Raw genomic sequence first — 22,461 nt, 5'->3', positions numbered from 1 at the left:
CAATTACAAAGATTGACGCTTTGGATTGTCTTAGATCAAAGCATAGTTAACGCGCGAGACCTACCAAGGATGCGACCGGCATCATAAGGGAGGAGATCGCATGTCATTGCCACAAACCATGAAGGCCGCCGTTGTCCCCGCCTTGGGCCAACCCCTTGAAATTCGGGAGGTTCCGGTGCCGGAGGCGGGGCCAGGGCAGGTTTTGATCCGGGTGCGGGCGTCGGGCGTGTGTCACACCGATCTGCACGCGGCCGAAGGGGATTGGCCGGTCAAGCCCAATCCGCCGTTTATTCCTGGGCACGAAGGCGTGGGCGAAGTGGCCGCAGTGGGCGCAGGTGTGACCCACCTGAAAGAGGGCGACCGCGTCGGCGCGCCTTGGCTGCACACCGCCTGCGGGCGCTGCGAACACTGCGTCGGCGGTTGGGAAACCTTATGTGAAAGCCAACAGAACACCGGCTATTCCGTCGATGGCGGCTATGCCGAATTCGTTGCAGCCGATGCCAATTACGTTGGTCAGGTGCCCGATGGGCTCGATTTCGGCCCCGCGGCCCCGGTTCTGTGCGCGGGCGTGACGGTCTACAAGGGTCTGAAAGAAACCGAGGCGAAACCAGGCGAATGGGTCGCGATATCCGGCATCGGCGGCCTGGGTCATATGGCGGTGCAATACGCCAAGGCGATGGGGTTGCATGTTGTGGCGGTCGATATCGCGGATGATAAACTTGACCTTGCCAAATCCCTGGGCGCCGATCTGACGCTGAACGCGGCCAAGATTGACCCGGTGGCTGAGCTGACAAAGCAGGGCCACCAGGTCCACGGCGCGCTGGTCACGGCGGTGTCAAACGCAGCCTTCAGTCAGGCGGTCGGGATGGTGCGGCGGCACGGGTTTATATCGCTGGTCGGTCTGCCGCCCGGTGATTTTCCGCTGCCGATTTTTGAGGTCGTGCTGAAACGCCTGACCATCCGGGGGTCGATCGTCGGCACGCGCAACGACCTGCGGGAATCGCTTCGGTTCGCGGCGGATGGGGCTGTCAGCTCTCATTTTTCGTGGGACAAACTGGAAAACATCAACGCGATCTTTGACCGGATGAAACAGGGCACGATTGACGGCCGCGTGGTGCTGGATATCTGACATTCGTCTGGCTTGAACTTTGGGGGTCTTTGAGTATTTGGACCAAGAAGAAGGCATGAAGAGCACTCCCTGGGCTCCGCCCGTTCGGGCCTGACACGCCCCACCGAAGCGTTTCCAGGACAGCCCTTACCCTTCTTCTTGGCAAAAATACTCAAATCCGACCGTACGCAGCTGCAACCGGACGTTAGCATCTCTCGCCTACAACCCCATCCCACGACGTCGGAATAGAAATGGTTTTCCAGAACTTGCCCTTTGGATTAAAGCCCCAAAAGGTAAGCCGCCTGAAAGATCATGCATGAGACAAAAGGTGGGGGGCTTGCGACCCCTTTCTGGCTAAACCAACCCTCAAGACGGTGGCGCCACCTTTCTTATCAGATCAGACCTCAGACCCTGCCACCCAAAGGTGATGCGGGGCAAAGGGCGTTCACAAGAGCACCCTTGCCGTCCCGGACTTGATCCGGGACCTCGGCGGGACCGTGCCCCGCAAAGCAAAACCCCCGGGCAGGCGCCGCGGGGGTTTACAGTACGCTTCATGTCAAAAGGTTGATTACATCATACCTTCGCGCTGTGCTTTTTTGCGTGCGAGTTTGCGGGCGCGGCGTATGGCCTCGGCCTTTTCGCGTGCGCGCTTCTCGGACGGTTTTTCGAAATGTTGCCGCAGCTTCATTTCACGAAAAACGCCCTCGCGTTGCAGCTTTTTCTTCAGGGCACGAAGCGCCTGATCGACATTGTTGTCGCGAACACTGACCTGCATGTGGTGTCACCACCTTCCTAAGTTAGAGTTGCGTGAATTGCAGGAAGTGGCCGTATAGCAAACCGAACCTAACTTGTCTAGTATCACCCGGACAGGAGGACATCGTTATGCCAGACGCCCCATATGACCAAGTAAAAGACCAACTTTTGGACGCAGCGCTGCTGCATGTGCCCTTTGATGGCTGGACCGAGGCGACCTTTATGGCGGCCATCGCAGAATCAGGGGTCGAAACGGGGCTGGCCCGGTCGATCTGCCCGCGGGGGGCGGTTGATCTGGCCGTGGCCTTTCACAAACGCGGTGATGACGCGATGGTCAAGCGCCTGAAAGCTGCCGATCTGGGTGAGATGCGCTTTCGCGATAAAATCGCCACCGCTGTGCGTTACCGGATCGAGGCGATTGAGGATAAAGAGGCCGTGCGGCGTGGCACAACCCTGTTTGCACTGCCGCAATATGCCGGCGATGGGGCGAAGCTGATCTGGGGCACCTGCGATCTGATCTGGGATATGCTTGGCGACACGTCGGATGATATCAACTGGTACACCAAGCGGGCGACGCTGTCGGGGGTCTATGGGTCGACTGTGCTATATTGGCTGGGCGATGACAGCGTGGATCATCAGTCCACCTGGGATTTTCTGGATCGCCGGATTGGCGACGTGATGCAGTTCGAAAAGATCAAGGCGCAGATCAACGATAACCCGCTTCTGAAACGGGTTTTCGCCGGGCCGAATTGGGTGTTAAGCAAGGTCAAGGCGCCATCGCGCATGCCACGTGTTGACCTGCCCGGATCGTGGACGGGCCCAAATTAAGGACCAGATAAATGACCAGAACCATGCAGGCTGTCGAAATCATCAAACCCGGCGGCCCCGAGGTTCTGGAGCTTTGCAAGCGCCCTGTGCCCAATCCGACCCATGGCGAGGTGCTGATCAAGCTGGCCTATGCTGGGGTGAACCGCCCCGATGCCTTGCAGCGCGCGGGGCTTTACGCGCCGCCCCCCACGGCCAGCGATCTGCCGGGGCTGGAAGGTGCGGGCGTGATTGAGGCCATCGGGCCGGGTGTCACCGATTGGGCCGTGGGCGATCAGGTCTGCGCGCTGTTGCCCGGCGGGGGCTATGCGGACTATGTCACGACACCCGCCGCGCATTGTTTGCCGGTGCCGCAGGGTATGTCGCTGGATCAGGCCGCGTGTCTGCCCGAGACATTCTTTACCGTTTGGTCGAACGTCTTTCAGCGGGGTGGTCTGACGGCGGGGGAACGGTTTTTGGTCCACGGTGGGTCCAGCGGGATCGGGACGACCGCCATTCAACTGGCGCACCACTTTGGCGCGCGGGTTTTTGCGACGGCGGGATCGGATGAGAAATGCGCGGCCTGTGTGAAGCTGGGGGCCGAGCGGGCGATCAATTACCGCGATGAGGATTTTGTTGAGGTTCTGCGGGCCGAGGGCGGCGCAAACCTGATCCTGGATATGGTCGGCGGCGATTACCTGCCCCGCAATATTCGCGCGCTGGCTGATGACGGGCGGCTGGTGCAAATTGCCTTTTTGCAGGGGCCTAAGGTTGAGTTGAACTTTGCCCCCGTGATGATGCGGCGCCTGACGATCACCGGGTCCACCCTGCGCCCGCAAAGCGATCTGGCCAAGGCGCGCATTGCCGAGGCGCTGCGCGAACACGTCTGGCCGCTGCTGGACAGCGGCGCGGTTGCGCCGGTGATGGACAGCGAATTTGCGTTGGCTCAGGCCTCGGCCGCGCACGAACGCATGGAAAGCTCAGGCCATATCGGGAAGATCGTTCTGAAGGTGGCGTGACCTGAATAAGCGCTGCAATACACAGGCTGATATAATTTTGACACATTTTATGGTTGTATGAACTTCATGTGAAATGAGTGAAGCGTTTATAATGATTAAGAAAATATTGCGCACATTACATAGAAACCGTCGTCGTATTGCTCTGACGGCCTTTGCGTTAATTCTCACCGGTTATATTATTAATGTTAATGCAGATACAATTTCAGGTCATATTACTCTGTTTGGAACGATATCGTTTGAGATTTCCACTGGTGTTTTGTTTTCGATCGTGATGGGCGGTTATTTACTTCTTATACCTTTAGTAGGGGGTGCCTTAGGTAGGCTTAATGCCGAAATTGCCAGTATCCTTCTTATCTCAATTTGCCTCTTTGATATTTTGCTTCCTGTCCAAATGATAAAGTATCTAATTGGACAAGAGGTTCTTGTGCTTATTATCTCGATCCCGATCACATTGATCTTAGGTCTCTACGTGATTTATGGATTATGGTCCGACAAATATCTTTACATTAAGAAATACACTTTAAAGGGATCGGCGACGACGACTGTGTCGGCAGAACGTCTCTGGTGCGCTTTTTATCCGACGCCTGATAGCGAAAGCCTTTATGTTCGCGGCAAGATCGTATCGGCCGAGAACCTGAAACCGGGTTCGTCGCATTTTGAAGTAAAGTTTTTAATACCAACAGGTGCCACCATTGAAGAGGAATACTTCGTCGAGGATATTTCAGAGCCAAATTATGTCAGATTTCGCCTTAGGGTGGTCCATGAGACAGAGCAGTTTACCAAGGTTTACATGAAAGAGATACTGATTGCAGATTTGGAGAATAAGAGAAGAATTACTGAGATATATCATGCCGTTAATACCCCATGGCGTCTTGCTTTTGAGCATTGGATTGATGACACTTTTGGACGGGATTTGGACGTACATATTGAGAAGTTGGAAAAAGAAGATGAGTTACAGCTGGCGGCTGTCTTCTGATGTGGTTGTAGAAGTTCGATGATCTTAGTCCAAAGGAGCGCGCTGTTGCGCGCGCGTCCTTTGGCACTTCGTGCGGTAAGGGGGCGCTGCCCCCTCGGGCCGGACGGCCCTCACCCCTGGAGTGTATGGGCCAAGAAGAAGGACTATCCCGCGTCTTTGTAGGTGACGGTTTTGATGTCTTCGTCGGGTTTGCCTTTTTCGCGGCGGACCAGCAGGCGGTTCAGGGCATTGATATAGGCGCGGGCTGAGGCGACGACGGTGTCGGTGTCGGCTGATTGACCCGTGACGATCTTGCCTGCTTCCTCCATCCGGACGCTGACGGTGGCCTGGGCGTCGGTGCCTTCGGTCACGGCGTGGACCTGGTAAAGCTGCAGCCGTGCGGTGTGCGGGAAGAGTTCCTTGACCGCGTTGAAGGTCGCGTCAACGGGGCCATCGCCCGTCGCGGTGACCTGATGTTCTGTGCCGTCGATGGTCATGGTCAGCTGTGCCTCTTGCGGGCCGTCGGTGCCGCAGATGACACGCAGGGATTTCAGTTGCAGCCGGTCGTGAGCTGTATTGGTTTCCTCATCCCGGATCAGGGCGATCAGGTCTTCGTCGAAGACTTCTTTTTTGCGGTCAGCCAGTGCTTTGAACCGAACAAAGATATCCTTCAGCTCATTATCGCCCATCTCAAAGCCCAGTTTTTCCAGCTTGTCACGCAGGGCCGCGCGGCCGGAATGTTTGCCAAGGGGCAGGGATGTGCCGGACAGGCCGACATCTTCGGGGCGCATGACCTCAAATGTTTCGCGGTTTTTCAGCATGCCATCCTGATGGATGCCGCTTTCGTGGGCGAAGGCATTCTTGCCGACGATGGCCTTGTTGAACTGCACCGGAAAGCCGGAAACTGTCGCCACCCGGCGCGAGATGTTCATGATTTTGGTAGTGTCAATGCGGGTGTCGAACGGCATGATATCATGGCGCACGCGCAGGGCCATCACGACTTCTTCCAGCGCGGTGTTACCCGCGCGTTCGCCCAGACCGTTGATCGTGCATTCGATCTGCCGTGCGCCGCCGTTGACGGCCGCCAGACTATTGGCCGTCGCCATACCCAGGTCGTTGTGGCAATGGGTCGAAAAGATCACCGTGTCGGCATTTTCGACCTCGGCAATCAGGCGTTTGATCAGATCGGCGGATTCCGCAGGTTCGGTATAGCCCACGGTATCGGGGATGTTGATCGTCGTCGCGCCCGCCTTGATGGCGATGTCGACCGTGCGCTTCAGAAAATCCCATTCGGTGCGGGTGGCATCCATGCTGGACCACTGCACGTTGTCGCAGAGGTTACGGGCATGGGTGACGCAATCATGGATGCGTTCGGCCATTTCATCCTGTGTCAGGTTCGGGATGGCGCGGTGCAGGGGCGAGGTGCCGATGAAAGTGTGGATGCGGGGGGATTTGGCGTGTTTCACCGCCTGCCAACAGCGGTCGATATCCTTGAAATTGGCGCGCGACAGGCCGCAGATCGTGGCGTTTTTCGCACTTTTGGCGATTTCTGTGACGGCGGCAAAATCGCCTTCGGATGCGATGGGAAAGCCCGCTTCGATGATATCGACGCCCATATCGTCCAAAAGGCCTGCGATTTCCAGTTTTTCGCCGTGGGTCATGGTCGCGCCGGGGCTTTGTTCGCCGTCGCGCAGGGTGGTGTCAAAGATCATCACGCGATCTTGGTCGGTCTGTGTCATGGTCGTTATTCCTGAATGTTCCTTAGCTTTATGATTGGCGCGCTGTCACCCCTGAGCGGTCGCGCCGAAAGGCACGCTCAAGGGCGGCTAAGGAGAAGGAGCAGGCCAAGTGCCGCGGCGGCGCGGGTGGCGATATGTGGTGTGCTCAACATGCGCGGCACTATACCTGCGTTTTTCCAAATGGAAAGAGCGGAATGCGCGCGTACCGTGCGTTTGAGTATTTAGGCCAAGAAGAAGGTGGTTTTTCGTCTTAAGCCCGCTATTTGGGGGTGTCATGGAAAAGGCATTGATTATCGGCAGTAGCGGCGGGATCGGGCGGGCTTTGGTCGCAGTGCTTGAGGCGCGGGGCGTTGCCGTCACGGGTTTATCGCGGTCCGGCGATGGGCTGGATGTGACGGATGAGGCATCGGTTGAGGCGGCCCTGGGCTTGCTGACCGGGCCATATGATCTGATCTTTGTGGTGACGGGCGTGTTGGAAATTGACGGGGCCGAGCCGGAAAAGACGATCAAGGCGCTGAGCGCGCAGGCGATGATGGATCAGTTTCGGTTGAATGCTGTGGGTCCTGCGCTGGTGATGAAGCATGGCCTTCGGTTGTTGCCGCGCGACCGGCGGGCGGTTTTTGCGGCGATGTCGGCGCGGGTGGGATCGATCGGCGATAACAGCCTGGGCGGTTGGTATTCCTATCGTACCGCCAAGGCGGCGCTGAACCAGGTGATCCACACCGGCGCGGTCGAACTGGGGCGCACGCACAAACAGGCGATCTGTGTCACGATGCACCCCGGAACGGTCGCCACGAAGTTCACCGAAAAATACGCGGGCCGACACAAGACCGTGCCGCCGGAAGAAGCGGCGCAGAACCTGTTGCGGGTGTTGGACGGCCTGACGACGGATCAGACCGGCGGGTTCTTTGACTGGGCGGGAAAAGAGGTGCCGTGGTGACGCGTTTGGTTCTGGTTCTGGGCGATCAGCTGTCGACCGATATCGCGGCGCTGCGCGAGGCCGATAAGTCCGATGTCGTCGTCATGGCCGAGGTGATGGACGAGGCCAGCTATGTGCGCCACCACCCCAAGAAAATCGCCTTTCTTTTCGCCGCCATGCGCAAATTCGCAGACCGGTTGCGCGATGACGGCTGGCAGGTGGCCTATAGCCGGTTGGACGACGACAACAACAGCCAGTCGATCCCCGGCGAATTGCTGCGCCGGGCCGATGAATATGACGCAAAGGAAGTGCTGGCGACCGAGCCGGGCGAATGGCGGCTGATCTCGGCCCTTGAGGATATGCCGATCCCGGTGCACCAGTTTCAGGACACGCGGTTCATCGCCTCGCATAAGGAGTTTGAGGACTGGGCCGACGGGCGCAAGCAGTTGCGGATGGAGTATTTTTACCGCGACATGCGCCGCAAGACGGGTCTGTTGATGGATGGCGACAAGCCCGAGGGCGGCAAGTGGAACTATGACCACGACAACCGCAAACCCGCCCCGGATGAGGTTGATTTTGGCGGTCCGATGCAGTTCACGCCCGACAACACGGTCGAACAGGTTCTGGACCTTGTCGAGGCGCGCTTTGGCAATTCTTTCGGCGACCTGCGGCCGTTCTGGTTTGCCACCGATCAGGGGCAGGCGCGGCGGCAGCTGACCCATTTCATCAAAAACGCTCTGCCCAAGTTTGGCGATTTTCAGGATGCGATGATGAACGACAACCGGTTCCTGTATCACGGGCTGATCTCGTTTTACCTGAACGCGGGGCTGCTGGACCCGCTTGAGGTCTGCCGGGCCGCCGAAGAGGCCTATCAGGCGGGCGATGCGCCGATCAACGCGGTCGAAGGGTTCATTCGCCAGATCATCGGCTGGCGCGAGTACATCCGCGGTATCTATTTTCTGGAAGGCCCCGACTACCCGCGCCGCAACGCACTGAACCACCAGCGCGGTTTGCCCGATTTCTATTGGGGGGCCGAGACGCGGATGAACTGCATCGCTAAGGCGGTGCAACAGACGCGGGAGGAGGCCTATGCCCACCACATCCAGCGCCTGATGGTGACGGGGAATTTTGCCCTGCTGGCCGGGGTCAACCCGACTGAAGTGCACGAATGGTACCTGGCCGTCTACGCCGACGCCTATGAATGGGTCGAGGCGCCGAACACAGTAGGGATGAGCCAGTTTGCCGACGGCGGTATCGTGGCATCGAAACCCTATGTGTCCAGCGGGGCGTATATCAACAAGATGTCGGATTACTGCAAGTCGTGCCACTATTCGGTCAGTGCCAAGACGGGGGAAAAAGCGTGCCCCTTCAACCTACTCTACTGGAATTTCCTGAACCGCCACCGTGACCGGTTCGAAGGCAACCCCCGCATGGCCCAGATGTACCGCACCTGGGACCGCATGGACAAAGACCGCCGCGACACCGTTCTGGCCGAGGGCGATGCGTTCCTGGACCGGCTCAGCAAGGGCGAACTGGTTTGAGCGGCACAGTCCCGGACTTGATCCGGGACCTCTGGTACAATGATTGGGTCTGATTACTTATGAATTTTCGCATGAACCAAACCAATCTTCGCTGACAGTTATTCGGGCTGTAACTGGACCGGAAGGACTTCAACTGCAACCAAGGTCATGCACTGAAAGTTCGGTCAATGAGTATTTGAGGAACAATAAAAGACGGTCAGCCCTTTATTGTTCCTCAAATACTCAATTGCCGAAGGCAACGCGCGCAGCGCTTTTCGCATGTTTTTAGGCGCAAAACCGGTATCCACTTTTGCGCACCATGCTTTAAAGGGCGCCCCGCATGCGCGCGCCGTCGGCATCGAACAGGGGGTCGGTGATCAGGGTGGCGTCGCGCATCTGGCCCAGGATTTCGATCTGCGCTTTCAGGCCCGCTTCGGCCCGGTCCCAGGGCACGAAGCCCATTGCGATGGATTTTTCCGGCCAATGGGCATAGCCGCCCGAGGTGCAGAAACCCGCGACCTGGCCATCCAGGAAAATCGGCTCGTAGGCCACCACATCGGCGTCCTCGGCATCGACCTCGAACGCGCAAAGTTTGCGGGCAGGGGGAGTGGCGCGTTCGATCTCGGCCGCGTCCCGTCCGATGAAATCGACGTTTTTCTTGAAGCTGATAAAGCGGTCCAGTCCGGTTTCCGCAGCCGTGTAGTCGGGGGAAAACTCTCTCAGCCAGGACCCGAAGAATTTATCCAGCCGCAGGGACATCATCGCGCGCATGCCAAAGGGTTTGATGTCGAACGCCTGACCTGCGTCCCAAAGCGTGTGCCACAGGCTGCGCTGGCTCATGACATCGCAATAGATCTCAAACCCCAGATCGCCCGTATAACTGACGCGCTGGACGATGCAGTCTGTCATGCCCACGGTCATCCGGCGCACATCCATAAACCGCATGTCGCTGACATCCTGCCGGGTGCAGGATTGCAGCAGCTTGGCCGCATTTGGCCCGGCGATCTGAAAGCCGGTGCGCTGATTGCTGATATTTTCAATCTTCACACCGTCTTCCGAATGCTGCAGGAACCAGCGGTGGTGGAAATCCTGCGCGCCGTAGCTGGCGGTCAGCTGGAATTCATCCTCGCCAAGGCAGCTGATCGTGAAATCCCCGATCAGGCGGCCCTTGGGGGACAGCATGGGGGTCAGGCTCATCCGGCCGGGCTGTGGGATGCGGCCTGCCATGATCCGGTCCAGCCAGTCGCGCGCGCCTGCGCCCGTGATGCGGAATTTGCCGAAGTTGTGGACCTCGTTTATCCCGATCGAGGTGCGCACGGCGCGGACTTCGCGCTTAGTCGCCTCCCACGCGTTTGAGCGGCGGAAGCTGGGGGTTTCATAGCGTTCTTCGCCAGGGGCGGCGAAGTAATTCGGCACCTCAAGCCCGAACTGGTGGCCCCAGACCGCGCCCATCTGATCAAAGATGTCGTACATCGGGGTCGTCTGGAACGGCCGCGCGGCGGGCAGTTCTTCGTTGGGGTAGGTGACGGAAAAGCGGCGCTGATAATTCTCGATCACCTTGGGCCGCGTGTAGCCGGGGGTGATCCACTGACCAAAGCGGGCGCAATCCATGGCAAAGACGTCACGTTCGGGCTCGCCCTCGACCATCCATTGCGCCAGCGTCAGACCCACGCCGCCGCCCTGACTGAAGCCCGCCATGACCGCGCAGGCCGACCAATAGTTGCGCATGCCGGGCACAGGGCCGACCAGGGGGTTGCCGTCGGGCGCAAAGGTGAAGGGGCCGTTGATCACCGATTTGACGCCCGCACGCCCCAGGACAGGGAAGCGGTTATAGGCAAATTCGATGCTGTCTTCGACCTTTTCCAGTTTGTCATTCAGCAGTTCGTGCCCGAAATCCCAGGGGGTGCCATCGACCGCCCAGGGTTCGCACGGTTGTTCGTAGAACCCGATGCACAGACCGCGCCCCTCTTGCCGCAGATAGCTTTCGCCGGCGGGGTCCATCACATGGGGGTGTTCACTGTCGCGTTCATAGATTTCGGGGATATCGTCAGTCACCAGATACTGGTGCTCCATCGGGTGCAGCGGGAAATAGATGCCCGCCATTGCACCGACTTCGCGCGCCCAAAGGCCTGCGGCGTTGACGATATGTTCGGCGTGGATCGTGCCCTTATCTGTGACCACATCCCAGGTGCCGTCGGGGCGCTGGTTGGTCTCGATGACCTTGCAGTGCAGTTCGATCTGCGCGCCGTTCATGCGCGCAGCCTTGGCATAGGCGTGGGTCGTGCCCGACGGGTCAAGGTGACCATCCAGTGGGTCGAACAACCCGCCTACGATGCCATCCAGATTGGTGATCGGCGCGATTTTGGCGATCTCTTCCGGGCTGACGATTTCGGTTTCCAGACCCATGTAACGGTGCTTGGCGCGTTCCGCGACCAGCATATCAAAGCGGTCCTGATTGTCGGCCAGCGTCACGCCGCCCACATGGTGCAGGCCGCAGGACATGCCGGTGATTTCTTCCAGCTCACGATACAGGCGGATGGTATAGCCCTGAAGCGCGGCCATGTTGGTGTCGCCGTTCAGCGTGTGAAATCCGCCCGCCGCGTGCCAGGTCGATCCGCTGGTCAGTTCCGAACGTTCCAGCAGCATCACGTCGGTCCAGCCCAGTTTGGTCAGGTGATAGAGCACCGAACATCCAACGACGCCTCCGCCGATCACGGCAACACGGGTGGTGGTTTTCATGGCGGCGCCTCCTTATTCCTGCTGCGTTAGGATTACGACATCCGCGACGCCACGATTGCCCGCGCGCGACATGTGATGTCGTTTCTGGTGTGACGGTCGGCACCCGTGGTCTGAACGACCTGATACGCCCGGTGGGCACCACCGGGCCGTGCCGCTTTACGGTGCAGTATTGAAGACAGCTATTCGGCCCAGTGCACCTGAGCGCCTGACAAAATCGCGGCAACGGGGGCGTCAGAGAGCGACATATGTCGTGCCCGTTCCAGTGCTGCGCGTTTTTCTGTGCCGGTGATCAGAATGTGCTTGGACATCGCGTCTTTCAACACACGGGCGGTCAGCGTCACGCGGGGTTCCGGTGCGCCGGGCGCGCGCATGGGCATCAGGATCGGCGCATTATCCGCCATGGCATCCTGCAGCCTGTCGGCGCCCGGAAAAAGCGAGGCCGTGTGCATATCGGCCCCCATGCCCAATAGGACGACGGACAGGGGCAGTTCCGGCGCGATGACGGCTTCAAGTTCCGGCAGCACGTCTTCGGGCGTGTCGGCCTTGGCATAAAGCGGAATATATTTCGCATCCGCCGCGCGGTCGACCAGCAGCCGTTCGCGCAAAAGGCGGGTGTTTGAGCGTTCGTGATCCTCGGGCACCCATCGTTCGTCGGTCAGCATGATATGCACCCGGCTCCAATCCAGATCAGCGGCGCACAGCACGTCAAACACCGGCCCCGGCGTCGTGCCGCCCGGAACGGCAAAGGACGACCATTCGTGGTTCAGCAGACAGTTCTTGATCTCTCCGGCCAGCTTGTTGCCCAGATCGATCATCATCATCTCACGGTCGGGATATTCGATGAATTCCATGGCGTTTTCCTTCATTTTCTATGCGCCGGCTGACCGCCGCAGGATGCCTCATGTTCTGATATCCCGCCATCGGCGGCCGTCGCGGTGCATCAGCATCAGGGCGTCGTCGGGGCCGGTGCTGCCGGGGTCATAGGGTTTGGGCACGTCGTTGCGGGCCTCCCATTCGGCGATCACGGGGTCGGTCCAGGCCCAGGCGGCCTCAACCTCGTCCCCGCGCATGAACAGGGTCTGGTTGCCGCGGATCACGTCCATGATCAGCCGTTCATAGGCATCGGGGACCTCTTCGGCATCGGGGCCAAGGGCATCGGCAAAGGTCATGTCCAGCGGCACGTCGACCAGGCGCATACCGCCCGGACCTGGTTCCTTGATCGTGACATCCAGCGTCATGCCTTCGTTCGGTTGCAACTGGATCGACAGCATGTTGCGATGGCGTCCGGCCTCGGCATCGAAAATCGAATGGGGCGCATCCTTGAAGACCACGGTAATTTCGGAACTGCGGGCCTTCATCCGTTTGCCGGTGCGCAGATAGAACGGAGTACCCGCCCACCGCCAGTTGCTGATATGCAGGCGCATGGCGATGAAGCTTTCGGTGAAGCTGCGGGGGTTTTCGGCATCGGTGCGATAATCTGCGCCATCGGGTCCCGCGCCATACTGCCCGCGCACGATGTGGTGGTGGTCCACCGGGTCCAGCGCGCGGATCACCTTTAGCTTTTCGTCGCGAACAGCGTCGGGGTCAAATTTGCTGGGCGGTTCCATCGCGATCAGGCACAAAAGCTGCATCAGGTGGTTTTGCACCATATCGCGCATCGCGCCGGATTTGTCGTAATAACCACCACGTCCGCCGACGCCCACCGTTTCGGCGACTGTAATCTGGATATGGTCGATATACTGACTGTTCCAAAGCGGCTCGAACAGCATATTCCCGAACCGCACGGCCATCAGATTTTGCACGGTTTCCTTGCCCAGATAATGGTCGATCCGATAAATCTGGCTTTCGTCGAAATGTGCGGCCAGATCGCGGTTCAGCGCTTTGGCCGAGGCCAGATCGCGGCCGAAAGGCTTTTCCACGACGATCCGCACGGTGTCATCCGTCAGCCCGTGTTTGGTCAGCCGCTCGGCCAGATCGCCAAACAGCCCCGGCCCGACCGAGAAGTAATAGGCCCGGATCACATCGCCGCGGACCAGTTTGGCCAGATCGGCCCAGCCCGCTTCGCCCCGCGCGTCGATGGGCACGTAATGCAGTTTGTCCAGAAAGCCGTTCATCGTGCCATCCTCACAGGCCAGCTTGCCCGCGAATTCGACAATTGCCTTGCGCACCATATCGCGATAGCCCGCGTCATCCATATCAGATCGCGCGGCCCCGATGATCCGCGCGTCATCGGGCATCTGGCCCGCGCAGAACCGGCGAAAGAGCCCGGGCAGGATCTTGCGTCGCGCCAGATCGCCTGTGCCGCCGAAAATGACCAGATCAAAGGGATCAACGGGTATGACGCGCGAAACCATGTTTGGGCTCCTGTTCCGTGTTAGCGATAACATCGGCCGGAATAGACCGATCTGCCGCGCTAGTCTAGCATTGCTTTTATGCTTCACAATGGCGTCAACCCGCCAGCGATGTCTTTTCAATCGATTTTCAGCCGCGTAGCAAAACGGGAAGCGTTAGTGAGGATACGATGAAAGACACCGTTAGTGCCAATATAGGCAAGTTCGAAGACCCCAAATGGACGGCAAAGGGGGAAGAACGTGCGACCGTGTCTTTGACCAATCCGCAGACCCTTTGGTTCAACACGGGCACGCTGTGCAACATCACCTGTGTGAATTGTTACATCGAAAGTTCGCCCACCAATGATGCGCTGGTTTACATCACCGCGGATGAGGTGCGTGATTACGTTGATCAGCTTGAAGATCGCGCTTGGGGCGTGCGTGAGATCGCCTTTACCGGCGGCGAGCCGTTCATGAACCCGCAGATGATCGACATGGCGCGCGCGTCGCTGGAGCGCGGGTATGAGGTGCTGATCCTGACGAATGCGATGCGGCCTATGATGCGGAAAACGGTTCAGGCGGGGCTGGTTGAACTGAATGCGGATTTTCCCGGTAAGCTGACCTTGCGGATTTCCGTCGATCATTTCCGCGCCGATCTGCATGATGAAGAACGCGGGGCAGGGGCCTTTGACAAGACGTTGGCAGGCATGAAATGGCTGCGCGACAACGGGCTGAAGATGGCCGTCGCGGGGCGGACTGTCTGGGGCGATACGGACGCTGAAAGCCGTCAGGGATACGCTGGTTTTTATGCGCAGCACGGGTTTGCGATCGATGCTTTCGATCCGGCCGAAACGGTGCTGTTCCCCGAAATGGATGAACGGATCGAAGTGCCCGAAATCACGACCGCCTGCTGGGGCATTCTGGGCAAGTCACCCGACAGTGTGATGTGTTCGTCGTCGCGCATGGTGGTCAAGCGCAAGGGCGAGGAAAAACTCGCCGTTCTAGCCTGCACCCTGCTGCCCTATGCGCCGGAATTTGAGCTGGGGCAGACCCTGGCCGAGGCCGAACGCGACGTGGCGCTGAACCACCCGCATTGCGCAAAGTTCTGTGTTCTGGGCGGGGCCAGCTGTTCGGCCTAGACAGCCATCATATGAACAGCGGTCTGTAGTTGAGTTGAACGGGGTTTGAGTATTTTTGCCAAGAAGAAGGGTTAGGGCCGTGCTGGAAACGCTCCAGTGGAGCGTTTCAGGCCCGAACGGGCGAAGCCCAATGAAGCGCAATAAACTTCTTCTTCTTGGCTCAAATACTCAACTGTCCAGTTGTCTAAAGCAAGATCGATGCTGGGTCAGTATTCATACGTCCCGCTGCGAATCTTCAGGCTAAGATTGTTCGCGTAAGAGGCACGCCAGGCTTTGCGGGAAAAACGGCAATCCAGCTTGGCGGTCTCAGTCGTGTCAACTTCGGGATCCAGCTTTTTGAAATATATCAGATTTGTTCTGAGCAACGTATTACCAGACCGAATTCGCGCGGTTTTCAACAGATCACGCTGGACGATGCCGGGCACCGGGCCTTTGGAAAAGAATGCGCCGCAAATGGCTGTTCTACCGTCGATCTGAACCACGCGATAAAAGATCAGCGTTTCGCCGTTGCGGCTCCAGTTTATGCCGGCGACTTCATAATCCTCACCCAGTGGGATCTGGACTTCATTCACTGGTGTGGGCGTCAGAGTCTCTGGCTGTGACCATTCGGGATGAAGCGGCGATGCCGCCGCGATTGTTGCGCTTGTGAATACAGAGATGACTGAATTCAGAATATTATTCATCATTTTCTAACAATACCTTGGCAGATGTTTTTCGTGCTGATTTGCTAAATAAAGCTATGTGTTGGCGCAATGCGTTTTTATCTTCTGTCGGTTGACTGCGTCATAAAGTCTACAAGCATCCTGGTTGAGCCATCTTTGCCTGCCGCAGGTTGATCGCCCGCCAGGATCGGGCCAAGGGCGGTTGCCAGTTCCTTGCCCAATTCGACGCCCCATTGGTCATAGGAATTGATGCCCAGAATGGCGCCTTCGACAAAGACGCGGTGTTCATAAAGCGCGATGATCTGGCCCAGCACATAGGGTGTCAGTTGGTCATAGGCGAGGGTGGTCGAGGGGCGGTTTCCGGCAAAGACGCGGTGGCGCGCCTGGCGGTCCAGTTCGGCGCCTTGCAGCCCTTTGTCAGCCATGATTTTGCGGGCCTCCTCCAGGGACCTGCCGCGCATCAGGGCCTCGGACTGGGCCAGGCAATTGGCGACCAGCAGTTGATGGTGGTGGGGCAAGTCAGCTTCATGCCCGCGCGCGGCCACCAGAAATTCGCAAGGGATCACCCGCGTGCCCTGGTGCAGCAACTGATAAAACGCGTGCTGTCCGTTGGTGCCCGGTTCGCCCCAGACAATCGGGCCGCTGTGCATGTCCAGGCTGCTGCCGTCCATGGCGACGGATTTGCCGTTTGATTCCATTTCCAGCTGCTGCAGATAGGCGGGCAGGCGGGCCAGACGTTGGTCATAGGGTAGAACGGCGCGCGTCGCATACCCGCAGATCTGGTTGTGCCAGATACCCACCAGCGCCAGCAGCACGGGCAGGTTTTCGGACAGATGCGCCGTTTCAAAATGCCGGTCCATCGCCTGCGCGCCCTGCAGAAAGCGGCGGAACTGGTCGGGACCGATAGCGATCATCAGGCTAAGCCCGATCGGCCCCCACATCGAATAACGCCCGCCCACCCAGTCTTCGAACCCGAAGACGCGGGCGGGGTCGATGCCGAAATCGGCCGTCTTATCCTGTGCCGACGACAGTGCGGCGAACTGGTCGGCGGGGTTGGTCACCTGACCTGCCATCCAGTCGCGGGCGGTGCGGGCGTTGGTCATCGTCTCGATCGTAGTGAAGGTTTTCGACGCAACGATCACAAGGGTCGTTTTGGGGTCAAGCCCGTGCAGAGTGTCCGCGATATGCGCGCCATCGACATTGCTGACAAAATGGCAGCGTGGGCCGTCGTGATAGGGTGCCAGCGCCAGCGTCGCCATGGCGGGACCCAGATCTGATCCGCCGATGCCGATGTTGACCACATCGGTGATCGCACCGCCCTGGCCCTGAAAGCTGCCGGACCGGACGGCTTTGGCAAAATCCTGCATCCGCGACAGGGTGCCCAGAACGGCGGGCATCACGTCCTGCCCATCGACCATGACAGGCCGCGCGTCCAGATTGCGCAGGGCGGTGTGCAGCACGGCGCGGCCTTCGGTTTCATTGATCTTGTCACCGTCGAACATCGCGTGGCGTTTGGCCATAACCCCCGTCGCGACTGCCAGTTCGACCAGTAATTTCAGCGCCTTATCGTCAATGTTGGTTTTCGAATAATCAAACAGCAACCCGTCGAACCGGGCCGAGAATTCCGCGGCCCGTGTGTCATCAAAAAGATCAAGGATCGGGCGGTTGGCCACGGTCTGATGGTGGGCTTTCAGGTCAGTCCACATGGAAAACTCCGTCTGGTTCGAATACAGGGCGCTTGCCCGCATCAAGACCGAATGGGCAGGGCTGTGCAAGTCGGTTGGCGCGGGCTTTGCGGCTTTTTTGCCGATCGGATAACCGGCATGATCTGGCCGATTGTTTCGAAACTCTGGCTGCAATGTTCTTGATGTGGCACAATTACAGGTGATTTTATTTACAATTGTCAGGATGGATTGATGCTGAATTTTAACAGTCTTTTGGGTGCCGTCGCGTCTTTCGCGCTGCTTTCTACGCCGGCGATATTGGCGGCGGATATGGAGGCGATTTCGAAGCGTAATGGATGGACCGCCACCGCCGATGGGGATCAGATCGTGCTGCGAAAGACGGTGCGGGGCGATCAGGTTGTCGTTCGCACATGGCCATGGGAAAGCCGTCGGGGCAAAAGCCTGGAAACCTGGATCGAACGGATTGAGGATAATCCGTCAGAAGGTGTTAAAATTCAGAAAACAATCGGTGATGCCAGAATGCTGGACGGTGTGGAATTTGGCGTCGATGGCGTGGCAATCGTCAGCCGATTGGTCCGTGACAACCGTGCGTCGATCATTACAGCTTGTTCTGACCAACTGCAGATCCGTCGCTTTGAGTTTAGCTGGCCCGTTGACATGGACAGTGGTCCTGTCACGCAAGAGGTGCACGGTTCCGGTCTGGCGAAGTCGATTTGTGAAAACGCGCCGCGCGCTTTGCGCGATGTCCGGCGCCCCTCGGGCAGCCCGGCTTTTTCCAAGGGGGCCGAGCCGGACGGATTTCAACAGCTATGGTACATCGGTGACTTTCAGCCGGGTGTCAGCGGGTATGAGGCGCAGCAGTACGCGGTTGTGACGTTCCACGACAAGAGCGCGACGACAAAACCCGGCCCCGCTTTTGCCCAAGGCGCGACCGCAGCCCGCCGCGCGGCTGAAAACGGTTGGGGCCAGTGGCGTGTGAAAGGTGGCGACCTTGAAGTCAAATGGGCTGGCAGTAACGCATATCAGGACTATTACCTGACGATCCCGGTTGAACCGGCGCAGGATGATATGCGGATTGATGGGTGCTATAGTTCATCGCGGGGGTACACGTTGGGCTTTGCTGCGCAGACGTCGTCCTTTGCGATCAATGCCTGGTGTTTTGAGCGGGACGGGCGGTTTTCGAACAACACGACCGTCGCCATCGGCGGGTCGGTGGGCAATACGACCGCGACAGGCAGCGGGTCAGACGACGCACAGGGCTGGTATCGCATCGATGGTAATACCATCCAGCTGAAGTATGACGACGGGAAAGAGGTGACAACGTCCTTCGGCCTGCTGCACCACGACGCCTGGGACAAAGACGTCGACATCATGATCGGCGGCGGATTTTATGACTGAGGGTTTGGGAACCGGTCTTCTAAAGCTAGTGTCTTTTGACCTAACATGCTGTCTGATTACCGATCAGCTTCTCCCAACAGCGCTTGTGAGACAAAGTGTAAAAATAGTCAGTTAAAGATCAACAATAACATGCCCGGACATTTGTACTGCACGGGCACGCATTGGGTGTCACGCCTTAGGTCTAAGCATCCGATAGTTTAGCCCGGGCACATTTGTTCATGCTGCGTGCGTCGGCCAGTGTAACACCGTTGCCGTTCACCATGAATATGTGAACTCCTCCGCCGCGTCGATCCAGATACTGCAATTGCAGGGGTATGTTCAATTCCGCCGAGCATTGTTTGAACGCGGCCACCTGTGTTTCCTTGGGAAGTGGTGGTGTGTTATCGCTCTCTGAATTGGAACACGCGGCCAGGCCAGCAAATCCGAAAAGGGCGATAGCCAAACGGGGGGTGAATTTCATAAGAACCTCATATGTTTTTCCGTGGGTCTTGTGATGGTTGAAAAATGTCGTTTGTTGGGCAGGCTGATTGCTAGGTTCTGTTTTTTATTTTGGGGTTGAGATAGTACTTTTGCTGAATAAATTATATTATATTTCATATACTTAATCTGAAAAAATATATCGAACGTGGCCAACAGATAATGGGTGTGCGGCGACTATACGCTGATCATTAATTGTTCCAGGCCGTGGAAGTGGAAGCTGTTGGCGTATTGGGGTGGTTCTGTGAGATGCAGATTAGGCAGGTGTGTGAACAGGATGGGCAGGGCGATTTGCAGTTCCAGCCGGGCCAGGGGGGCGCCGAGGCAGAAGTGGATGCCGGCGCCGAAGCTGGTGTGCGTTTGCACAGGGCGGTTTGGACGGAACTGATGCGGGTCCTCCCACCGGCCGGGATCGCGGTTGGCAGCGCCCAACAGAACGGCGACCTGATCACCTTTGTGGAACTGATGGCCCATGACCTCTGTGTCCTCATAAACCCACCGGGTGAACAGGTGCAGCGGCGGGTCGTAGCGCAGGATTTCCTCGACCGTCGCCTCGACTCGGTCAGGCGTCAGCCACTGTGCGCCCATGTCATGTTCCAGCAGCGCCTTCACCCCGTTGCCGATGGTGTGCACTGTGGCCTCATGCCCCGCATTGAGCAGCAGGATGCAGGTTGAGATCACCTCGGCCTCGGACAGTTCCGCGCCTGCATCGCGGGCGGCCAGAAGTTCGCTCAGCAGATCATCGCGCGGGGCTTTGCGGCGGTCGGCGATCAGGTCTTTCAGCATATTGGAAAAGTCGGTTGCAGCCTGGGCAGCGGCCTGTTCATCGGCCTCGGTGCGACTGGCCTGATACATGCGGACCATGGCGTGTGACCATGCCAAAAGCTGGGGCGCGTGGTCATCGGGCACGCCGATCAGACGGGCGATGATCGTGACCGGCAGACGTTCGGCGAAACGGGGCAGCAGGTCAAAGGGACTAGAGGGGACATCATCCAGCAGATCATGCGACAATTGCGTGATTTCCGGCTGCAGATCATTGATCCGTCGACTGGTGAAGGCGCGCAGCACCAGTTTGCGCAGTTTGGTATGCCGCGGCGGTTCCAGTTCCAGCATCGAATGATCCTCGACCGCCCAGAACCCGGCTTGATGATCTGGCCGCGGCGCGCGCTGGTCCACAGGCGCCTCGCGCCCAAAGCGGCGGTCTTTCAGAACGGCAGAGGCACCGGCATAGGAACAGACGCAGGGCATCGCGTAGTCGTCCCAGAAGAAGATCGACCCGGTCGACCGCGCCTTGTCGTAGAAAGTGTAAGGATCCTGAACAAAGGCGTCATCGGTCGGGGATTGTTTATAGGTTTGCATGATCCGCAGCGTCGTCGGAAGCTGCCGCAAGGGCAAGGGCGAAAAAGCCATTTACACCGGGCGATGGTGCGGTATTGAAACGCTATGGCCACGCGATCTTTTCCCCCGATTTATGTTCTGCGGCATGGTGAAACCACCTGGAATGCCGAAGGGCGCATGCAGGGTCGGTTGAATTCGCCCCTGACGGATAAGGGGATCGAGCAAGCCATCCGGCAACAACATCTGCTGGCCTCGCAGGATCTGGATGATTTTGTCGCCTGCAGCAGCCCCCAGGGCCGCGCCTATCAGACGGCGACGCTGGCGGTGGCGGGGCTGATCGACCGGATTGAGACTGATGATCGACTGACCGAGATTGACGTGGGTCAGTTTCAGGGGCGCCTGCGATCTGAAATTGCCGAAGAAAACCCGGATATCTTTGGTCAGCAACTGTTGGGCTGGTACGACAAGGCGCCGGGCGGCGAAGGCTTTGCCGGGCTAGAGGCCCGTTGCAGGGCATTTCTGGATCAGGTGGATGGCCCGACGATTGTCGTGACCCACGGGGTGACATCGCGTTTTCTGCGGTCGATCCTATTGTCGGATGACATCAGTCTGGTCTCGGATTTACCGGGCGGACAAGGGGTCGTGCACCGCGTGATCGACGGACGCCACGACACATTAGATTAGCACTTGCATCTTGGTCGCGCTTTCTATTAGAAGCACGCCTGTCGGGTGATTAGCTCAGTTGGTAGAGCGCTTCGTTTACACCGAAGATGTCGGGAGTTCGAGTCTCTCATCACCCACCATTCAAAATCTATCTACTTGAAAATAAAGAGATATTTCTGATTATGGACCACACTGAAACGTGGCGTGGTCCACATCACCATACGAATCCCGAAATTGAACGCATTGCTTCGGCAGCCAATGCACGTCGCCCTGCGCCCTTCGTATAGATGGAAGATGTGGTCGGTTGTGAGTGCGAAAGCACCGCCATGATCTGGTGTTCGCTGCATCTCTCTTCGGCCAACAGCTCTGCCAAAGCCTTGCGAACGCGGTGCGCGGAGCAGTTCATCAACCCAGCTTCGTCACATTGTTTTCGGAACCAGTTTCGATAACTGTCAGAGGTTTTGAAGGGATTGCCATAATGGTTCAAAACATAGGCCTTGCCGATACGTGCGACAGCTGTGATCGCTTCCCGCAAGGGTGGCGCCATTGGTATCTCAACAAATGACGCGTTTTTCTTGCGCGGTTGCCAACCAAGCCAACGAACACCATGACTATCGAATTCATGCTGTCGCCCAATCCAGATTGCATCACCTCCATTACTGAAATTGCCCTACAGGACAACACAAGAAAAATAAGACAAAACACCCTTCCTGCAGCGGCGCGAGAAACCAAAACAAAATACCATCTGGACACACCGGATGTACTAAGAAAAAGGGGAAGAGCGGTGGAAGGCCAGAAGCTGAAGGACGGCAAATTGCGGGTCCGGAACGAGTTGATCAATCCCTTGATCTAGCAAGGGATGGTCAAAAAACGCACCACAAAGATTGAGAAACACGAACGGTTTCTGGCCACTCTGGAAGCGCGGCTAGCCTATATGTCGGCAGAAAAACTGTGGTCGCTGCGCTTCCTGCTTTGGTCCCATTATCAGCCAGCCCTCCAATCCTCAAAGGAATGAATCAGCGAATGACTACCCGATCAATAAGTGTTTTTCAACAAAATCGGCCGTATTTTGTTGAAAAACACTTATTGATCGCGTTGCCCAAGACTGATTCAATTCCCTTATTGGTTGGGGGCATTGGCGATGATGGGACCGAAACAGGAAGCACAAGCTGCGCTGTTCTATGAATTCTCGCTTGAGGATCACGTCCCACAA

General features: G+C 57.9%; 20 protein-coding genes and 1 tRNA gene. 11 read left to right on the top strand and 10 right to left on the bottom strand.

Annotated features, from left to right (window positions below; all coding sequences use genetic code 11):
• The first annotated feature begins 100 nt into the window (after positions 1-100).
• The gene (adhP, locus tag H7848_RS11550; protein WP_208351587.1) at positions 101-1,129 is read left to right on the top strand and encodes an alcohol dehydrogenase AdhP; all 1,029 of its coding nucleotides are present in this window, start codon (positions 101-103) and stop codon (positions 1,127-1,129) included.
• Positions 1,130-1,676: 547 nt separating this feature from the next.
• On the opposite strand, the gene rpsU is transcribed toward adhP, so the two are convergent.
• A complete protein-coding gene (gene rpsU, locus H7848_RS11545; protein WP_208351584.1) occupies positions 1,677-1,883 on the bottom strand; it encodes a 30S ribosomal protein S21 in 207 nt (68 codons plus the stop codon).
• A gap of 107 nt (positions 1,884-1,990) precedes the next feature.
• Between rpsU and H7848_RS11540 the strand changes: the two genes are divergently transcribed.
• From H7848_RS11540 to H7848_RS11530, 3 genes are all read left to right on the top strand, one after another.
• The gene (locus H7848_RS11540; protein WP_208351581.1) at positions 1,991-2,689 is read left to right on the top strand and encodes a COQ9 family protein; all 699 of its coding nucleotides are present in this window, start codon (positions 1,991-1,993) and stop codon (positions 2,687-2,689) included.
• Positions 2,690-2,700: 11 nt separating this feature from the next.
• The gene (locus H7848_RS11535; protein ID WP_208351575.1) at positions 2,701-3,684 is read left to right on the top strand and encodes an NAD(P)H-quinone oxidoreductase; all 984 of its coding nucleotides are present in this window, start codon (positions 2,701-2,703) and stop codon (positions 3,682-3,684) included.
• A 73-nt stretch (positions 3,685-3,757) separates the two neighbouring features.
• The gene (locus tag H7848_RS11530; RefSeq protein ID WP_208351573.1) at positions 3,758-4,660 is read left to right on the top strand and encodes a hypothetical protein; all 903 of its coding nucleotides are present in this window, start codon (positions 3,758-3,760) and stop codon (positions 4,658-4,660) included.
• Positions 4,661-4,803: 143 nt separating this feature from the next.
• Here H7848_RS11530 and H7848_RS11525 read toward each other — a convergent pair whose 3' ends face one another.
• Positions 4,804-6,378, bottom strand: coding sequence for a 2-isopropylmalate synthase (locus H7848_RS11525; RefSeq protein WP_208351566.1), 1,575 nt, complete (start codon positions 6,376-6,378; stop codon positions 4,804-4,806).
• Between the two features lie 274 nt (positions 6,379-6,652).
• On the opposite strand from H7848_RS11525, the gene H7848_RS11520 reads away from it, so the two are divergent.
• Together H7848_RS11520 and H7848_RS11515 are read left to right on the top strand one after the other, a co-directional pair.
• The gene (locus tag H7848_RS11520) at positions 6,653-7,318 is read left to right on the top strand and encodes an SDR family NAD(P)-dependent oxidoreductase (protein ID WP_208351564.1); all 666 of its coding nucleotides are present in this window, start codon (positions 6,653-6,655) and stop codon (positions 7,316-7,318) included.
• On the top strand, positions 7,312-8,838 hold the full coding sequence (locus H7848_RS11515; RefSeq protein WP_208351561.1) for a cryptochrome/photolyase family protein: 1,527 nt from the start codon (positions 7,312-7,314) through the stop codon (positions 8,836-8,838). Before H7848_RS11520 ends, H7848_RS11515 begins: the two co-directional genes overlap by 7 nt.
• Positions 8,839-9,141: 303 nt before the next feature.
• Here the strand turns inward: H7848_RS11515 and H7848_RS11510 are convergent, their stop codons facing one another.
• From H7848_RS11510 to zwf, 3 genes are all read right to left on the bottom strand, one after another.
• Positions 9,142-11,556, bottom strand: a complete 2,415-nt coding sequence (locus H7848_RS11510) for a GcvT family protein (protein WP_208351559.1) — start codon at positions 11,554-11,556, stop codon at positions 9,142-9,144.
• 179 nt (positions 11,557-11,735) lie between these two features.
• Positions 11,736-12,407: a 6-phosphogluconolactonase gene (pgl, locus tag H7848_RS11505; protein WP_208351556.1), complete on the bottom strand. Its 672-nt coding sequence runs from the start codon at positions 12,405-12,407 to the stop codon at positions 11,736-11,738.
• A 48-nt stretch (positions 12,408-12,455) separates the two neighbouring features.
• A complete protein-coding gene (zwf, locus tag H7848_RS11500; RefSeq protein ID WP_208351547.1) occupies positions 12,456-13,910 on the bottom strand; it encodes a glucose-6-phosphate dehydrogenase in 1,455 nt (484 codons plus the stop codon).
• Positions 13,911-14,077: 167 nt separating this feature from the next.
• On the opposite strand from zwf, the gene H7848_RS11495 reads away from it, so the two are divergent.
• Positions 14,078-15,025: a radical SAM protein gene (locus H7848_RS11495; RefSeq protein ID WP_208351545.1), complete on the top strand. Its 948-nt coding sequence runs from the start codon at positions 14,078-14,080 to the stop codon at positions 15,023-15,025.
• Positions 15,026-15,231: 206 nt separating this feature from the next.
• Here the strand turns inward: H7848_RS11495 and H7848_RS11490 are convergent, their stop codons facing one another.
• Together H7848_RS11490 and pgi are read right to left on the bottom strand one after the other, a co-directional pair.
• Complete coding sequence (locus H7848_RS11490) at positions 15,232-15,708, bottom strand: hypothetical protein (protein WP_208351538.1); 477 nt, start codon at positions 15,706-15,708, stop codon at positions 15,232-15,234.
• A gap of 77 nt (positions 15,709-15,785) precedes the next feature.
• Positions 15,786-17,393: a glucose-6-phosphate isomerase gene (gene pgi, locus H7848_RS11485; protein ID WP_237072710.1), complete on the bottom strand. Its 1,608-nt coding sequence runs from the start codon at positions 17,391-17,393 to the stop codon at positions 15,786-15,788.
• 210 nt (positions 17,394-17,603) lie between these two features.
• Here pgi and H7848_RS11480 point away from each other — a divergent pair, with 210 nt between their 5' ends.
• A complete protein-coding gene (locus H7848_RS11480) occupies positions 17,604-18,770 on the top strand; it encodes a hypothetical protein (protein ID WP_208351532.1) in 1,167 nt (388 codons plus the stop codon).
• Positions 18,771-18,951: 181 nt separating this feature from the next.
• On the opposite strand, the gene H7848_RS11475 is transcribed toward H7848_RS11480, so the two are convergent.
• On the bottom strand, positions 18,952-19,230 hold the full coding sequence (locus tag H7848_RS11475; protein ID WP_208351526.1) for a hypothetical protein: 279 nt from the start codon (positions 19,228-19,230) through the stop codon (positions 18,952-18,954).
• A gap of 194 nt (positions 19,231-19,424) precedes the next feature.
• Positions 19,425-20,606, bottom strand: coding sequence for a cytochrome P450 (locus H7848_RS11470; protein WP_208351780.1), 1,182 nt, complete (start codon positions 20,604-20,606; stop codon positions 19,425-19,427).
• A gap of 84 nt (positions 20,607-20,690) precedes the next feature.
• On the opposite strand from H7848_RS11470, the gene H7848_RS11465 reads away from it, so the two are divergent.
• A complete protein-coding gene (locus H7848_RS11465; protein ID WP_208351523.1) occupies positions 20,691-21,269 on the top strand; it encodes a histidine phosphatase family protein in 579 nt (192 codons plus the stop codon).
• A 43-nt stretch (positions 21,270-21,312) separates the two neighbouring features.
• Positions 21,313-21,388, top strand: a tRNA-Val gene (locus tag H7848_RS11460).
• Between the two features lie 74 nt (positions 21,389-21,462).
• Here the strand turns inward: H7848_RS11460 and H7848_RS11455 are convergent.
• Positions 21,463-21,885, bottom strand: coding sequence for a tyrosine-type recombinase/integrase (locus H7848_RS11455; protein ID WP_336512092.1), 423 nt, complete (start codon positions 21,883-21,885; stop codon positions 21,463-21,465).
• Between H7848_RS11455 and H7848_RS11450 the strand changes: the two genes are divergently transcribed.
• The gene (locus tag H7848_RS11450) at positions 21,856-22,101 is read left to right on the top strand and encodes a hypothetical protein (RefSeq protein WP_208351520.1); all 246 of its coding nucleotides are present in this window, start codon (positions 21,856-21,858) and stop codon (positions 22,099-22,101) included. The genes H7848_RS11455 and H7848_RS11450 overlap by 30 nt on opposite strands.
• Positions 22,102-22,461: the final 360 nt, after the last annotated feature.

Origin of the sequence: Pseudaestuariivita rosea, assembly GCF_017592335.1 — a bacterium.
Classification (GTDB): domain Bacteria; phylum Pseudomonadota; class Alphaproteobacteria; order Rhodobacterales; family Rhodobacteraceae; genus Parasulfitobacter; species Parasulfitobacter rosea.
The sequence above is the reverse complement of the archived record's forward strand: the minus strand, read 5'-3'. Positions and strand labels throughout refer to the sequence as shown.

Excerpts from the sequence above, each read along its gene's own strand:
- H7848_RS11480 (WP_208351532.1), top strand. The coding sequence starts at position 17,604 with ATGCTGAATTTTAACAGTCTTTTGGGTGCCGTCGCGTCTTTCGCGCTG.
- H7848_RS11540 (WP_208351581.1), top strand. The coding sequence starts at position 1,991 with ATGCCAGACGCCCCATATGACCAAGTAAAAGACCAACTTTTGGACGCA.
- zwf (WP_208351547.1), bottom strand. The coding sequence starts at position 13,910 with ATGGTTTCGCGCGTCATACCCGTTGATCCCTTTGATCTGGTCATTTTC.
- H7848_RS11450 (WP_208351520.1), top strand. The coding sequence starts at position 21,856 with ATGACTATCGAATTCATGCTGTCGCCCAATCCAGATTGCATCACCTCC.
- H7848_RS11510 (WP_208351559.1), bottom strand. The coding sequence starts at position 11,556 with ATGAAAACCACCACCCGTGTTGCCGTGATCGGCGGAGGCGTCGTTGGA.
- H7848_RS11490 (WP_208351538.1), bottom strand. The coding sequence starts at position 15,708 with ATGAATAATATTCTGAATTCAGTCATCTCTGTATTCACAAGCGCAACA.
- adhP (WP_208351587.1), top strand. The coding sequence starts at position 101 with ATGTCATTGCCACAAACCATGAAGGCCGCCGTTGTCCCCGCCTTGGGC.
- H7848_RS11465 (WP_208351523.1), top strand. The coding sequence starts at position 20,691 with ATGGCCACGCGATCTTTTCCCCCGATTTATGTTCTGCGGCATGGTGAA.
- pgl (WP_208351556.1), bottom strand. The coding sequence starts at position 12,407 with ATGGAATTCATCGAATATCCCGACCGTGAGATGATGATGATCGATCTG.
- H7848_RS11520 (WP_208351564.1), top strand. The coding sequence starts at position 6,653 with ATGGAAAAGGCATTGATTATCGGCAGTAGCGGCGGGATCGGGCGGGCT.
- pgi (WP_237072710.1), bottom strand. The coding sequence starts at position 17,393 with ATGTGGACTGACCTGAAAGCCCACCATCAGACCGTGGCCAACCGCCCG.
- H7848_RS11495 (WP_208351545.1), top strand. The coding sequence starts at position 14,078 with ATGAAAGACACCGTTAGTGCCAATATAGGCAAGTTCGAAGACCCCAAA.
- H7848_RS11475 (WP_208351526.1), bottom strand. The coding sequence starts at position 19,230 with ATGAAATTCACCCCCCGTTTGGCTATCGCCCTTTTCGGATTTGCTGGC.
- H7848_RS11470 (WP_208351780.1), bottom strand. The coding sequence starts at position 20,606 with ATGCAAACCTATAAACAATCCCCGACCGATGACGCCTTTGTTCAGGAT.
- H7848_RS11530 (WP_208351573.1), top strand. The coding sequence starts at position 3,758 with ATGAGTGAAGCGTTTATAATGATTAAGAAAATATTGCGCACATTACAT.
- H7848_RS11525 (WP_208351566.1), bottom strand. The coding sequence starts at position 6,378 with ATGACACAGACCGACCAAGATCGCGTGATGATCTTTGACACCACCCTG.
- rpsU (WP_208351584.1), bottom strand. The coding sequence starts at position 1,883 with ATGCAGGTCAGTGTTCGCGACAACAATGTCGATCAGGCGCTTCGTGCC.
- H7848_RS11535 (WP_208351575.1), top strand. The coding sequence starts at position 2,701 with ATGACCAGAACCATGCAGGCTGTCGAAATCATCAAACCCGGCGGCCCC.